We start from the raw sequence: 14,066 nt of genomic DNA, 5'->3' as shown, positions 1-14,066 counted from the left end.
GCGAACGCGAACACGTGGCGAAGGAACCAGGCGACACCACAGTTCTGATCACCGTCACCGGGCCGGACAAGCCCGGGGTCACCTCGGTACTCATGGGTGCCCTGGCCGGTCAGCGGGTCAGCCTGCTCGACGTCGAGCAGGTCGTGATCAGGGGACGACTCACCCTGGGCGTGCTCGTCGCGTCGGTCGGGGATCCCGAACGGCTCCAGGAGGTCGTCGAGCAGGCGATGGCGTCGATCGGCATCGACGTGATCGTCGAGGTCGGGCCGGCCAGTGCCGGACGCCGACCGGCCAGTCACGCGGTCGTGGTGCTGGGGAGTCCGGTCACCGCGAAGGCATTTCGTGCCATCGCCGCGGAACTGGCGGGCCAGGGCACCAACATCGACTCGATCCGCGGGGTCGCCGACTATCCGCTGACCGGTTTGGAACTCATGGTCAGCGTCGGCCGCGACGACGTCGCCGCCGACTCCGCCCTCCGCAAGGGACTCGCCGCCGTCGCCGCCGGCCACGGGGTCGACATCGCGATCGAACGGGGCGGGCTCGCGCGGCGTGCCAAGCGGGTGATCGTGTTCGACGTCGACTCGACGCTCATCCAGGGCGAGGTCATCGAGATGCTCGCCGCGCGTGCGGGTCGCGAGGCCGAGGTCGCCGCGGTGACCGAGGCGGCGATGCGGGGCGAACTCGACTTCACCGAGTCGCTGCATCAGCGGGTGGCGGTCCTCGCCGGCCTCGACGCCGCAGTCATCGACGACGTGGCCGGTTCGCTGCAACTCACGCCGGGTGCACGGACCACCATCCGGACCCTGCACCGCCTCGGTTATCACTGCGGCGTGGTGTCCGGCGGCTTCCGGCAGGTGATCGACGGCCTCGCACACGAACTCGAACTGGACTTCGTCCGCGCCAACACCCTCGAGATCAAGGACGGCAAGCTCACCGGCCGCGTGATCGGCGATGTGATCGACCGCGCGGGGAAGGCGAAGGCGTTGCGCGCGTTCGCCGATCAGGTCGGTGTGCCGATGGAGCAGACGATCGCCGTCGGAGATGGTGCCAACGACATCGACATGCTCAGCGTGGCCGGACTCGGCATCGCCTTCAACGCGAAGCCCGCGCTGCGTGAGGTCGCCGACGCGGCGCTGAGCCATCCGTTCCTCGACGCCGTGCTGTTCATCCTCGGCGTCACCCGCGACGAGATCGAGGCGGCCGACGCGGCAGACGGCGTGCTGCGCCGGGTACCACTCGCCTGACGCTGTCTGTCGTGAATGTTCAAGCGGGCGCTGGCGTCTGCGAGCGATGATCATGGTGTGCGATCCGACGACGAGAGGACACCGAGAGATGACCACCACCGACCACATCGCCGACCTCGCGATGGTGACACTCGACTGCGCCGACGCCCAGGTCTCCGCCGAGTTCTGGTCCGCAGTGCTGGGCTGGGAGATCACCGCCGCGGGCGAGGGATACGCCATGCTGAAGGCCGCGGGAACCGCCGCACCGGCGATCGGATTCGGTTCCGTCCCCGACTACCGGCCTCCGTCCTGGCCGAATGAGCACGGCAGCAAACAGTTCCACTTCGACGTCGCGGTCACCGACCTCGACGACGGGGCGGCCCGATGTGTCGCGTTGGGCGCGACCGTGCCCGACGACCAACCCGGCGAGACGTGGCGTGTGCTGCTCGATCCCGCCGGACATCCGTTCTGCCTCACCAAGGCCGAGAACTGGGGGTGACCCGGCTTGTCCGATGCCGCATCGGGATTCGACGCCGACCAGGGCGACACCGGGCGATTCGATGACGCCTACCGACGTCTCGTCGGCTACGTGGGCGGGGGCGACGATCCCGCCGATCCCGCAGACGTGCTCGCGATGCAGATGGTCGTGCGCATCGAGAAGGCACACCCGCCGGCTCGAGCCGATCTGTTGAGTGCCGCGGCCCGGGCCGCCGTCCTGCTGTGCCTCGACGATCGCGCGGGCGGCGACGGGCCGTGGGCCGCCCCGATGGCGGCCTGGTGCGATGCCCGCATCCGCAAGATCGCCCGACGTGCACGCGGGGCGCAATGGGCGGCCGCGCAGGAGGTGTGGGGTCTGACCGTCGAGGATTCCGGCGCCGAGGCTCGCGCCATCGTGCCCGGGCGGGTCGGCGACGTGGACCGGCGGATCTCGCGTCTGCAGATCGGTGGGACCGATCTGGAGGGCGCGCTGCCGATCGACCCGCCCGGACGCGGTGTGTGTCTGTGGATCAATCCGCAGCTCGAGATGTCGGTGGGGAAGGCGGCGGCACAGGTCGGACATGGCTCGATGCTCGCCGTCATGCTGATGGACCTGCCGGCCGCCCGAGATTGGCGGGCCGCCGGATGCCCGCTCGTGGTCCGCGAAGCCACCCGGGATCGTTGGGACGCGTTGCTCGAGGCCGAGGGTCGTGGTGCGGCGGTGGCCGTTCGGGATGCCGGGTTCACCGAGGTCGCGCCGGGCTCGGTCACCGTCGTCGCCGAGGTGATCGGATGACGGCGCAGGAGCGGCTGCCGGACTGGGCGCGCGACCTGGAACTGACACCTCATCCAGAAGGCGGATGGTTCCGTGAGACGTGGCGCAGCCCGCTCACCATCCCCGCGGAGGTGTTGCCGCAGGATTTCCCGGGCGACCGCGCGGGCGGGACCGCCATTCTGTTCCTGCTGCTGCCCGGCGAGCAGTCGGCCTGGCACACCGTGCGGGGATCGGAGCTGTGGATGCACCATCGTGGGTCGCCGGTGCTGCTCGAACTCGGCGGCGACGGCGACCGGCCGGGAGTTCCCGACGGTGTCCTCGTGGGCCCGCGTGTCGAGGAGCGTCAGCTGCCGCAGGCGGTCGTCCCCGCGGGTGTGTGGCAACGGGCACGTCCCGTCGGCGACGAGCCCGCGCTCGTCAGCTGCGTGGTGGTGCCGGGCTTCGACTTCGCCGACTTCCGGCTCGAACCACCTCGCTGACCCGCGGTTGCGGTGTGTCAGTCACCGGCGGGCGACAACGACCGCGCCGGGGCGATGTGCGCCAACGTGTTCCGCCAGATCTCCCGGTCCGGGGCGATGGAGGCGACGATCAGTTCGTCGGCGTCGGCATGTCCGGCGAACCAGTCGAGATAGGCCAGGACCTCCGCGGGGGTCCCGACCCCGGCGTAGGTCATCATCGAGTCGATCTGCCGCCCCTGCGGCATGTCGAGGATCATGTCGGCCTCCTCGTCGGTGAACCGTCGACCGTTGCGGCCGAAGAGGGCGTTGACGCGATGTCGTTTCGCCATGCGCAGCTGCGCCTGTGCGACCGCCGGGTCGTCGTCGGCGATCACGCAGACCCCCGCGATCACGTAGGGCGCGTCGAGCTGGTCCGAGGGCTGGAACTCGCGCCGATAGAGCGCGACCGCCTCCTCGAGGGCCTGCGGCGCGAAGTGCGACGCGAACGCGTACGGCAGGCCGAGGGTGGCGGCGAGCTGTGCCCCGAACAGGGACGAGCCGAGGATGTAGAGGGGGACGTCGGTACCGGCGCCGGGCGTGGCGTCGACGCCCTCGACTCGAGACTGGCCGCGGAGGTAGCCCTGCAGCTCGAGGACGTCCGAGGGGAAGCGGTCCGCCGAGGCCATCGTCCGGCGAAGTGCCGAGAACGTCTGCTGATCGCCACCGGGGGCACGACCGAGGCCCAGGTCGATGCGGCCCGGGTGCAGTTCGGCGAGGGTGCCGAACTGTTCGGCGATCGCGAGTGGTGAATGGTTCGGCAACATCACCCCGCCGGCACCGAGTCGGATCGACTCGGTGTTCGCCGCGACATGCGCGATCAGCACGGCGGGCGCCGCCGAGGCGATGCTGGACATGTTGTGGTGTTCGGCGTACCAGATGCGTCGGTAGCCCCACCCCTCTGCGCGACGCGCCATGTCCACGCTCGCGGCGAAACTGTCCCCGACACTCTCGCCGGCGCCGACCTGGGCGAGATCGAGGATCGACAGATCAACACTCATGTGAAGGTCAAGGCGGTGTCGTCGTCACTTATTCCGCCGCAATGTATTCCCTTGTCGCCGAGCACGTGTCGCATGGGTCCGCGCGGTCGGTCCACCGGTGGTGCACGATAGGGGAGTGACCGACGAGAGTGCTGCGATGAGCGACGTGTTCGAATCCGATCCCGACCTGTTGGTCGACTTCCGGGACGTGACCCTCGTTCGTGGCGGGAACACCCTGGTCGGTCCGGTCACCTGGCAGGTCGAGCTCGACGAGCGTTGGGTGGTGATCGGTCCGAACGGCGCCGGGAAGACCTCGCTGATGCGCCTGGCGGCGGCCCAGGAGCACCCCACGTCGGGCACGGCGTTCGTCCTGACCGAGGAACTCGGCAAGGTCGAGGTGCGCGAGTTGTCCACCCGGATCGGCGTCTCGAGCGCTGCGCTCGCCGAACGAGTGCCCGCCGGCGAGGTCGTCAGCGATGTGGTCATCTCCGCCGGCTATTCCGTGATGGGTCGCTGGCGTGAGCGTTACGACGACGTCGACCGCGCCCAGGCGGTGGAGTCCCTGGAGTCGATGGGGGCCGAACACCTGGCGGATCGCCTGTTCGGCACTCTGTCGGAGGGTGAACGCAAGCGCGTGTTGATCGCTCGGGCGCTCATGACCGATCCCGAACTGCTCCTGCTCGACGAACCGGCCGCCGGTCTGGACCTCGGTGGGCGCGAGGAACTCGTCGATCGGCTCGGTCGTCTCGCATCCGACCCGGAGGCCCCGGCGATCGTCCTCATCACCCACCACGTCGAGGAGATCCCCGACGGCTTCACCCACGCGCTGTTGCTGTCCGAGGGCGACATCGTCGATCAAGGTCTGCTCGAGGACGTGCTCACCGGTAAGAACCTGTCGACGGCGTTCCGCCAGCAGATCACCCTCGACAAGGTCGACGGCCGGTATTTCGCGCGCCGCACCCGCAAGGCGGGCGGCCATCGGCGCGCAGCCGACTGAACCGCAGGCGCTACTGTCGAGGCGATCGCCCGTCGAGGAGGAGATGTTTCGTCATGGCCCCATCGGAGTCCCCCGCACCGCTGCGCGATGCCGCGACCGTCGTGTTGGTCCGTGACACGGCGAGCGGCATCGAGGTGTTCCTGCAGCGCCGCGTCCAGCAGATGGCATTCGCCGGCGGCATGACGGTGTTCCCCGGAGGCGGGGTCGACCCTCGGGATGCCGAGGTGGACCTCGACTGGACCGGTCCGGACGCGCACTGGTGGGCCGAGGCTTTCGCCACCGATGCCGACACCGCGAAGGCGCTCGTCTGCGCGGCGGTTCGAGAGACCTTCGAGGAGTGCGGAGTACTGCTCGCGACCGGCGCCGACGGTTCGTCGCCGGAACCGGAGACGTTCGCCACGCAACGCGCCCAGCTCGTCGACAAGTCGTTGTCGCTCGCGGACTTCTTCAGGGCGCAGCAGCTGACACTGCGTGCAGACCTGCTGCGGCCGCTCGCGCACTGGATCACCCCGGTCAACGAGAAGCGCCGCTATGACACCCGTTTCTTCGTCGCGGCGCTGCCGGACGGACAGGACGCCGACGACCAGACGAGCGAGGCCGAGGTCGCGCGGTGGGTCGGTGCGCGGGAGGCTCTCGACGCGTGGGCGGCGGGTCAGCACTTCCTGCTGCCGCCGACGTGGGCGCAGCTGACCGCGATCGCCGAGTACGACGCGGTCGCCGATCTGCTCGCCGCCACCCATGACATCAAGCCCATCCAACCGTCGATCACCCCGGGCGCAGGCTTGGCCGGGCTGAGCTTCGCCGGCTCCGACCGCTACTTCGCGATGCTCGGCGAGCAGAAGGTCCCCGACATCACGCTGTAGCCAGGGATGAACGAGAGCATGTGACGACCTCGCGGCAGATCACCGATCCATGTCGATGACCTCGTCGTCGAGGTCATCGGCGGAGATGACGTCGCGGTCGGCCCATTCCAGCAGGGTGTCGAGACGATGCGCGACGTCGTCGATCTCCGCATGGAGGTCGCCGATCTCCGCGAATCGGGCAGGCATCGTCGCGATCGTGAAGTCGTCGGGAGCGACGTCGTCGATCTCCGACCACAGGATCGGCGCCGATACGGTCGCCCGCGGATTGCCACGCACGGAGTACGCAGATGCCATGGTGTGGTCGCGGGTGTTCTGGTTGTAGTCGACGAAGACGGCCGCAGGGTCGCGGTCCTTGCGCCACCAGGTCGTCGTCACGTCGTCGGGCGCGCGCCGTTCGACCTCGCGCGCGAACGCCAGAGCGGCTCGGCGCACCTGTGGAAAGCCCCATTCGGGCTCGATCCTCACGTAAATGTGCAGGCCGCGACCGCCCGACGTCTTCGGGAACCCGCGAATCCCGAGTTCGTCGAGCACCTCTTCGACGACGTGGGCCACGCGCTGGATGCGAGAGAACGGGCAGTCCGGCATCGGGTCGAGATCGATGCGCCACTCGTCGGGTGATTCCGGGTCGTCGCGCCGGGAGTTCCACGGATGGAACTCGACGGTCGACATCTGGACGGCCCAGATCACGCTGCCCAGCTCGGTCACGCACAGTTCGTCGGCGGTCCGTCCGAAGCGCGGAAACCACAGCTCGACCGTCTCCAGCCAGTCCGGCGCGCCGGCCGGGATCCGCTTCTGGTGGACCTTCTTCCCGCTGACGCCCTTGGGGAAACGGTGCAACATGCAGGGCCGGTCCCGCAGCGCGCGCACGATGCCGTCTCCGACGGACAGGTAGTAGTCCGCGAGATCCCGCTTGGTCTCGCCGCGTTCGGCGAAGTAGACGCGGTCCGGACTCGACAACCGGATCCTCCGCTCGCCGACCTTCACCTCGATGGGCTCACCCGCGTCGCTCGAGGCCTGTGCCATGCGCCAACTCTATGGCCTGGGGGCTGTCCACGGGAGTGGTGACGGTAGCCTTCGACCATGGCTGAGTTCGTCACACTCGAGACATCCGATGATCACCCCGGCGTGGGCACCATCCTGCTCAACCGGCCGCCGATGAATGCGCTGAACCGGCAGGTGCAGACGGAGCTGGCCGCGGCCGCGGACGAGGCCACCCGTCGTGACGACATCAAAGCGGTGGTGGTGTACGGCGGACCGAAGGTCCTCGCCGCGGGTGCCGACATCAAAGAGATGAACGACATGACCTATGCCGAGATGAGCAAGGTCGCCGGTCGGCTCCAGTCGGCGCTGGGGTCGATCTCCGAGATCCCCAAGCCCACGGTCGCGGCGATCACCGGATACGCACTCGGCGGCGGGCTCGAGGTCGCACTCGGCGCCGATCGGCGGATCGCCGGCGACAACGCCAAGCTCGGTGTGCCGGAGGTCCTGCTGGGTGTGATCCCCGGCGGTGGTGGCACGCAGCGACTGGCCCGCCTCGTCGGACCGTCGAAGGCCAAGGACATGATCTTCACCGGGCGGTTCGTCGGCGCCGAGGAAGCGCTCGCGATCGGGCTGGTCGATCAGGTGGTGGCCCCCGACGAGGTGTATGACGCCGCCCTCGCGTGGGCCGGACAGTTCTCGAATGCTGCCTCGATCGCGCTGGCCGCCGGGAAGAAGGCGGTCGATCAGGGGCTGGGCGTGGACCTGACCACCGGCCTCAAGATCGAGGAGCAGCTCTTCGCCGCGTTGTTCGCCACCGAGGACCGCGCGATCGGGATGGAGTCCTTCGTCGCGAACGGCCCGGGCAAGGCCCGGTTCACCGGCAGATGACCCACCCACCGCGACACACACCCACGACGAGGAAGCAGGCGACATGACGACCGACGTGACCCCGGGGATCGATCCCGAACCGAATCCGCACGCCACCGAGGAGCAGGTCAAGGCGGCCCTCAACGACACCAAGCTGGCGCAGGTGCTCTACCACGACTGGGAGGCCGAGACCTACGACGACAAGTGGTCGATCTCCTATGACGAACGGTGCATCGACTACGCGCGGGGGCGTTTCGACGCGATCGCGGGTGATGCGCCGCTTCCCTACGGGCGGGCGATGGAACTGGGTTGCGGCACGGGCTTCTTTCTCCTCAACCTGATGCAGTCCGGCGTCGCGACCAAGGGTTCGGTCACCGATCTGTCGCCGGGCATGGTCAAGGTGGCGCTGCGCAACGCGCAGAACCTCGGCCTCGACGTCGACGGCCGGGTCGCCGATGCGGAGAAGATCCCCTACGAGGACAACACGTTCGATCTCGTCGTCGGACATGCGGTGCTGCACCACATCCCGGACGTCGAGCAAGCCCTGCGCGAGGTCCTCCGTGTCCTGAAGCCGGGCGGACGTTTCGTGTTCGCCGGCGAACCGACGACCATCGGCGACTTCTACGCCCGCTGGGTGAGCCGGGCCACGTGGGCGGCGGCGACCACCATCACCAAGCTCGGACCGCTGCAATCGTGGCGTCGTCCGCAGGAGGAACTCGACGAGTCGTCGCGGGCCGCGGCCCTGGAAGCGGTCGTCGACATCCACACCTTCGATCCGGCCGAACTCGAGCGACTCGCACGCAATGCCGGTGCCGCGCAGGTCGAGACGGCCACCGAGGAGCTCGCGGCCGCGATGCTCGGCTGGCCGGTGCGCACCTTCGAGGCCGCGGTGCCGGCGGAGAAGCTCGGGTGGGGTTGGGCGATGTTCGCGTTCAACGGCTGGAAGCGTCTCTCGTGGCTCGACGAGAAGGTGCTGCGAAAGATCGTGCCGCCGAAGTTCTTCTACAACGCGATCGTCACCGGAACCAAGCCGTAGCGACCGTGCGGGCCCGGTCGGCTCAGTCGCCGACCGGGAGGAAGGTCGACGTGGCGGCCGGAATCCCGAGGACCGAGTTGATCGCCTTGTAGCCGTCCGCCGTCTTGATCAGGGTGATGCGACTGACGGGTGGCAGTTCCGCGTAACCGCCGGTGGGGGTGTCCACCAGCGTCAGCGCGGTGCCGTTGGGTCCGATCAGTGAGCTGCCCTCGACGCGGTAGACGGCGCACTTCTCGTCGACCGAACTGCCGTACCGGGTCTGGATGCAGAGGTTGTAGGTGCCGTCCTCGACCTTGGCGTGCGCATGTCCCGCACCGGCGATGAGTCCGGCGCCGGTCGCAGCGGCGACGACGATGAGTGTGGCAGTGGCGGTCCGTGTCATGCGCAGGATCTTTCCTTAGCCTTACCTAACTCGTCAAATGATGTCAGGGAAGGGGAGGATGGTCGACGATGGGTTACCGGTTCACGCTCGATGACGTCGCCTTCCTGCGGTCGCGACACGGCTCGAAGGCGCTGTCGACCGCCGCCGGCCTGGATCTGTCGTCGTCCTCGATGCTCGCCGACATCGGTGAACTCCGCCGCCGGTACGCGCCGCACGATGGCGCGCTTGTCGAGACGATCCTGTGTCGTCGCCGCGCTCGGACGAAACTCGCCGCGGCGCAGGACATGTTGTTCACCGACGATGCGATGCAGCAGGCGACGGCCTCCGCGGTGGCGCGTCATCGTGCCACCGAGATCGGCGAGCGCTTCGCCGGTGCGGTGGTACACGACCTCACGTGCTCGATCGGTGCCGAACTCGTCGAACTCTCCGCGTCTCCCGGTGTGGGCGGCGTCATCGGCAGCGACATCGACGCGGTCCGGTTGTCGATGGCGCGGCACAACACGTCGCTCGGCGACCGCATCCCCACGCTGCTGCGCGCCGATGCCCTGACCCCGACCTCGACCGCGGACATTGTCATCGCGGATCCCGCGCGTCGCTCGGGCGCCGGGCGGGTCTTCCGTCTCGATCAGCTCACCCCGCCGCTGCTCGACGTGCTGACCACCTGGGCGGGTCGGCCGCTCGCCGTCAAATGCGCTCCGGGGCTGGACTATCGGGTGTTGCGCGACCGCTACGGTTTCTCTGGACAGGTTCAGATCACCTCGCTGGACGGCTCGGTGCGCGAAGCCTGTTTGTGGACGGAGCGCGACGGCGAACCACGACGGCGTGCCACCGTGTTGCGAACGCAACCGGATTCCACCGTGCGGTCCTTTGAGGTGACCGACGACACCGACGACGACGTCGCGGTTGCCGAGGCCGGCGACTGGATTGTCGATCCCGATGGTGCGGTGGTGCGGGCCGGACTGGTACGCCAGTACGCCGCGGCGCATGGTCTCTGGCAACTCGACCCGCAGATCGCGTATCTGACGGGGAACTCGGTTCCGCTGGGGGAGAGAGGTTTTCGTGTCCTCGAGGTCACCGGGATCGCGGACCGCGAATTGCGGCGTCGGCTGTCGGCGCGCGACTGCGGGACGTTGGAGATCCTCGTGCGCGGTCTGGACGTCGATCCGGACTCGCTTCGAAAGCGATTGAAGCCCAAGGGCTCACGATCCCTGTCGCTCGTACTCACCCGGATCGGCAGGAAGGGGGTCGGATTCATCTGCGAGCCCGGTGCCCGGTTCTGACCGGCGCCGTCGGATCAGTCCGCACAGGATCGCGGCGAGGACGCAGAGCCCGGCCGCGAGGTGGAACGCGTTGTCGTAGCTGCCCTGGGCGTCACGAATGTACCCGGCGCCGAATGCGGCGACCGCCGCGCCGAGCTGATGGGAGGCGAACACCCAGCCGAACACGACCGGGGTGTCGGCGCCGAAGTACTCGCGACAGATCGCGATCGTCGGCGGAACGGTCGCGACCCAGTCGAGGCCGTAGAAGATGATGAACACCCAGGTGCTCGGCTCGGCATGCGGCGACAGCAACATCGGCAGGACGACGAGGGACACGCCGCGACCGAGGTAGTAGACGACGAGCAGGATGCGCGCGTCGACGCGGTCGGTGAGCCACCCCGAGAAGATCGTCCCGGCCACGTCGAAGATCCCGATGGTCGCGAGCAGGGAGGCCGCGACCGTCGTCGGCATACCGTGATCGTGCGCGGCGGGGATGAAGTGCGTTCCGATCAATCCGTTGGTCGTCATCCCGCAGATCGCGAAACTTCCTGCCAGCAGCCAGAAGGCAGGTACGCGCGCCCCACGTAGCAACCCGGCGGCCGCCGCGCCGAAGCTCCCGTTCGGCAGGTTCTCGTCGGCGTCGTCGCCGGCGGGCGCGCCGTAGGCGGTCGTGCCGACATCACGCGGTCGATCGCGGATCAGCAGCAGTACGAGAGGGATCACTGCCAGGGCGGCCAGGGTCACGAGGACGGAGGCCCACCGCCAGCCGTACAGATCGGTGATGTGGGCGACGACGGGCAGGAAGATCAGCTGCCCCGTCGCGCTCGCCGCGGTCAGGATGCCGGTCACCAGGCCGCGTCGTGACACGAACCATCGGGTGGACACGGTGGCCACGAACCCCATCGAGATCGAGCCGGTCCCGAGGCCCACGAGAACGCCCCAGAGCAGCAGCAACTGCCAGCTCGACGACATGAACACGCCGAGGCCGGTGCCGGCTGCGATGAGGAGCAGCGCGCCGGTCAGGACGGGTCGGATGCCGAAACGGTCCATGAGGGCGGCGGCGAACGGAGCGGTGACGCCGAAGAGGACCATGTTGATCGACATCGCCGCGCCGATCATCGCGTGCGACCAACCGAATTCCATGTGCAACGGATCCATCATCACGCTGGGGACTGCACGGAATCCGGCCGCGCCGATGATCGCGATGAACGAGACGGCGGCCACCAGCCACGCCCAGTGCACCCGCCGCCGTCCGGTCAGAGATGTCGTCATGATGACCAGGATGATGGTGGCGCATGGGGACGGCCAGTGGCACAATCGCCAACATGCATGAAAATCGTGCCACACCGCATCGGGTGGCCGTGCTGCTCCTGCCGCCGATCGTCGGCTTCGACGCAACCATTCCCTCGTTGCTGTTCGGACAAGCCGTCGACGACCGGGGTGAGCCCCTGTACGAGGTCCGGACCTGCAGTCTCGAGGCCGGACCGATCGAGTCGACGACCGACTATCAGCTCCTCGCCTCCGGCGGGCCGGAGGTTCTCGAGACGGCGGACACCGTCGTCGTGCCAGGGACGCGATTGGCGGCGGCCCGGCGGCGGGGTGTCCTGCCCGCGGAGGTCGCCGAGTCGTTCGCCCGCATACGGCCCGGCACGCGAATGGTGTCGATCTGCACCGGCGCCTTCGTGTTGGCGGCCGCCGGTGTGTTCGACGGGCGCCGCGCTACCACGCACTGGCGCTACGCCGACGACTTCCGCAGGCTCTTCGGTGGGATCGATCTCGACGAGAGTGTGCTGTTCACCGACGACGGTGACGTCCTCAGTTCTGCGGGCCTCGCCGCCGGGATCGATCTCTGCCTGCACATCATCCGCCGCGATCACGGCAGTGTGGTCGCGAATCATGTTGCGCGGCACTGTGTGGTCGCGCCGTGGCGCGAGGGCGGTCAGGCGCAGTTCATCGAGCGCAACGTCCCCGACACCGCGGCCCGCGGCACGGCCGCGACGCAGGAGTGGGCGCTGGCGAACCTGACCGAGCCGCTGTCGGTGCCGCAGCTGGCGTCGCACGCGGGGATGAGCCCGCGGACCTTCAGCCGCCGTTTCCGCGAGGAGACGGGACAGTCGCCGGGCACCTGGGTGCGGGAACGGCGTGTCGATCTCGCGCGGCGGCTGCTCGAATCCGGGGACCTGTCCGTCGATCTCGTCGCCGAGAGATCCGGGCTGGGGACGGCCGACAACTTGCGTCACCATCTCCGCAAGGGGCTGGGCATGTCACCGTCGTCGTACCGGAAGACGTTCGCGGGCAATCACGCCGAGCAGTCGGCGGGCATCCCCGCCTGATCGATCCGGGGCACGATCAGTCGATCGCGGCCTTGCTGTCGAAGAAATAGACCTTGCCGATGTTCGTCGCCGTTGCGATCTGACCGGACGGCGACACCGAGACGCCGGTCGCGAACCCGCCCGACTCGGGGAGCGGCAGCGACCGCTTGGTGGTGCCGTCGGTGCTGGAGACCTCGGTGAGGGACAACGAATCCCGGTCCTGGTCGCGCACCACCGTCCAGGCGGTGTTCTGAGCGGTCAGGGTGGACAGGCTGACCGCGGCCAGATCCTTGCGCTGCCAGACCTGTTCGGCGTGGTCGCCGGCATCCCGCAGCAGCGTGAGCGGTGCGCCGAGCACCCCGGTGGGGATGATCAGGCCGTCCGGCGAGACCGACATGGTCGCGAATCCGTATCCGCCGTTCTCGTAGGTCCAGCGGGTCTTGCCCGAGGCCGCATCGAGGGCGACGATGCGACCGAGTCTGCTGAACGCGTAGACGGTGGCGCCGTCGGCGGACAGCGTCGGTGTACCGACGACCCCGCCGGGGATGTCGGCGTGCCAGAGTTCGCGGATGCTGCGGCCGCCGTCGGCGGTCGAGTAGTCCATCCCGCGCACCTGAGAGGCGATGGCGCCCTGGGGCCAGAAGTTCACGAAGAAGCGTTCGTGCTGGGTGTCGACGGCCGGCGGTGACGGGATCGCGCATCGTGGGCCGTTGGTCACGCACTCGCCGAAGCCGAAGGTCGGGTCGTCCGGGTCGGCGTCCGGTCGCAACCGCACCTCGGGAGCGGCGAGTTCGCCGGTCTGGGTGTCCACGAGCAACAGTTGCCCCCGGGTCGTCGCGATCAGGATCTGGCCGGGGGCGGCGAACTTCGCCGACAACGGGACGCCGAGCACAGGGAGCCGCCAGCGGATGGCGCCACCGGCGTTGAATGCGAGGAACGTCGTCTCCTCGCCGACGTACGGCTGGTCGAACTGGTCGACGAGCAGCGCGTTCACCTCGATGCCCGAACGCATCCGCTTGCAGAAGTTCTTGCGCCCGCTGTTCGGATCGAGGACGAGGAGATTGCAGCCGCTCGCCGTGTTCGAGGTGACCCCGACGTTCGACTGGTTGGACAGGGTGATCGGGGCCGTGACCGGACCCCCGGTGGGCCGTGTCCAGGCCAGGGCCAGGTCGTCGGGCACACTGGGGTAGGCGAAGTTGGAATTGGCCGCATTGCCGCCGTAACTCGACCAGCCGGGTCCGGCGACGGAACGGACGTCGATGTGCCCGTCGGAGCAGGCGGACACGATCACCGCGATGACGGTCACCACGATCGCCGCGAGGGTCGTCGGCACCTGACGGGCGACCCCGCGCCCACCGGCTGACACAGCCATCTGACTCCTGTCCTGTCGCGATCTGCCCCGTCGTTCGACGTGCCAGCA

The 14,066-nt window shown here is 68.7% G+C and carries 15 protein-coding genes; 10 read left to right on the top strand and 5 right to left on the bottom strand.

Annotated elements, in window-relative coordinates; all coding sequences use genetic code 11:
* Window positions 1–14: 14 nt before the first annotated feature.
* The 4 genes from serB to EEB19_RS04090 all read left to right on the top strand — a co-directional run bounded on the left by serB (window position 15) and on the right by EEB19_RS04090 (window position 2,954).
* Window positions 15–1,244, top strand: coding sequence for a phosphoserine phosphatase SerB (gene serB / locus EEB19_RS04105; protein ID WP_187583448.1), 1,230 nt, complete (start codon window positions 15–17; stop codon window positions 1,242–1,244).
* 88 nt (window positions 1,245–1,332) lie between these two features.
* Window positions 1,333–1,722, top strand: a complete 390-nt coding sequence (locus EEB19_RS04100) for a VOC family protein (RefSeq protein WP_187583446.1) — start codon at window positions 1,333–1,335, stop codon at window positions 1,720–1,722.
* Window positions 1,723–1,728: 6 nt separating this feature from the next.
* Window positions 1,729–2,496: an aminoacyl-tRNA hydrolase gene (locus tag EEB19_RS04095; protein ID WP_262365420.1), complete on the top strand. Its 768-nt coding sequence runs from the start codon at window positions 1,729–1,731 to the stop codon at window positions 2,494–2,496.
* Window positions 2,493–2,954, top strand: coding sequence for a cupin domain-containing protein (locus EEB19_RS04090; RefSeq protein WP_187583445.1), 462 nt, complete (start codon window positions 2,493–2,495; stop codon window positions 2,952–2,954). The genes EEB19_RS04095 and EEB19_RS04090 overlap by 4 nt, the downstream gene beginning before the upstream one ends.
* A gap of 17 nt (window positions 2,955–2,971) precedes the next feature.
* Here the strand turns inward: EEB19_RS04090 and EEB19_RS04085 are convergent, their stop codons facing one another.
* Window positions 2,972–3,970 (bottom strand): LLM class flavin-dependent oxidoreductase, encoded by a 999-nt coding sequence (locus tag EEB19_RS04085; RefSeq protein WP_187583444.1) that lies wholly within the window; start codon window positions 3,968–3,970, stop codon window positions 2,972–2,974.
* A gap of 136 nt (window positions 3,971–4,106) precedes the next feature.
* Between EEB19_RS04085 and EEB19_RS04080 the strand changes: the two genes are divergently transcribed.
* Window positions 4,107–4,946, top strand: a complete 840-nt coding sequence (locus EEB19_RS04080) for an ABC transporter ATP-binding protein (RefSeq protein ID WP_187583443.1) — start codon at window positions 4,107–4,109, stop codon at window positions 4,944–4,946.
* Between the two features lie 53 nt (window positions 4,947–4,999).
* The gene (locus EEB19_RS04075) at window positions 5,000–5,809 is read left to right on the top strand and encodes an NUDIX domain-containing protein (RefSeq protein ID WP_187583442.1); all 810 of its coding nucleotides are present in this window, start codon (window positions 5,000–5,002) and stop codon (window positions 5,807–5,809) included.
* Window positions 5,810–5,848: 39 nt separating this feature from the next.
* On the opposite strand, the gene ligD is transcribed toward EEB19_RS04075, so the two are convergent.
* Entirely contained in the window at window positions 5,849–6,832 is a 984-nt protein-coding gene (gene ligD / locus EEB19_RS04070; RefSeq protein ID WP_187583441.1) for a non-homologous end-joining DNA ligase, read from the bottom strand.
* Between the two features lie 57 nt (window positions 6,833–6,889).
* Between ligD and EEB19_RS04065 the strand changes: the two genes are divergently transcribed.
* On the top strand, window positions 6,890–7,678 hold the full coding sequence (locus EEB19_RS04065; protein WP_187583440.1) for an enoyl-CoA hydratase/isomerase family protein: 789 nt from the start codon (window positions 6,890–6,892) through the stop codon (window positions 7,676–7,678).
* A 43-nt stretch (window positions 7,679–7,721) separates the two neighbouring features.
* Window positions 7,722–8,693, top strand: a complete 972-nt coding sequence (locus EEB19_RS04060; RefSeq protein ID WP_187583439.1) for a class I SAM-dependent methyltransferase — start codon at window positions 7,722–7,724, stop codon at window positions 8,691–8,693.
* 22 nt (window positions 8,694–8,715) lie between these two features.
* Here the strand turns inward: EEB19_RS04060 and EEB19_RS04055 are convergent, their stop codons facing one another.
* Complete coding sequence (locus EEB19_RS04055) at window positions 8,716–9,075, bottom strand: hypothetical protein (protein WP_187583438.1); 360 nt, start codon at window positions 9,073–9,075, stop codon at window positions 8,716–8,718.
* Between the two features lie 68 nt (window positions 9,076–9,143).
* Between EEB19_RS04055 and EEB19_RS04050 the strand changes: the two genes are divergently transcribed.
* Window positions 9,144–10,355: a class I SAM-dependent methyltransferase gene (locus EEB19_RS04050; protein WP_187583436.1), complete on the top strand. Its 1,212-nt coding sequence runs from the start codon at window positions 9,144–9,146 to the stop codon at window positions 10,353–10,355.
* On the opposite strand, the gene EEB19_RS04045 is transcribed toward EEB19_RS04050, so the two are convergent.
* Window positions 10,275–11,606 carry an MFS transporter gene (locus EEB19_RS04045; protein ID WP_187583434.1) on the bottom strand — a complete coding sequence of 444 codons (1,332 nt, stop codon included), beginning with the start codon at window positions 11,604–11,606 and terminating at the stop codon, window positions 10,275–10,277. The genes EEB19_RS04050 and EEB19_RS04045 overlap by 81 nt on opposite strands.
* A 53-nt stretch (window positions 11,607–11,659) precedes the next feature.
* Here EEB19_RS04045 and EEB19_RS04040 point away from each other — a divergent pair, with 53 nt between their 5' ends.
* Entirely contained in the window at window positions 11,660–12,667 is a 1,008-nt protein-coding gene (locus EEB19_RS04040; RefSeq protein WP_187583432.1) for a GlxA family transcriptional regulator, read from the top strand.
* A gap of 16 nt (window positions 12,668–12,683) precedes the next feature.
* On the opposite strand, the gene EEB19_RS04035 is transcribed toward EEB19_RS04040, so the two are convergent.
* Entirely contained in the window at window positions 12,684–14,018 is a 1,335-nt protein-coding gene (locus tag EEB19_RS04035) for a PQQ-binding-like beta-propeller repeat protein (RefSeq protein ID WP_187583430.1), read from the bottom strand.
* Window positions 14,019–14,066 lie beyond the last annotated feature (48 nt).

It is taken from the genome of Gordonia sp. OPL2 (assembly GCF_003797825.1).
Lineage (GTDB): Bacteria > Actinomycetota > Actinomycetes > Mycobacteriales > Mycobacteriaceae > Gordonia.
The sequence above is the reverse complement of the archived record's forward strand: the minus strand, read 5'-3'. Positions and strand labels throughout refer to the sequence as shown.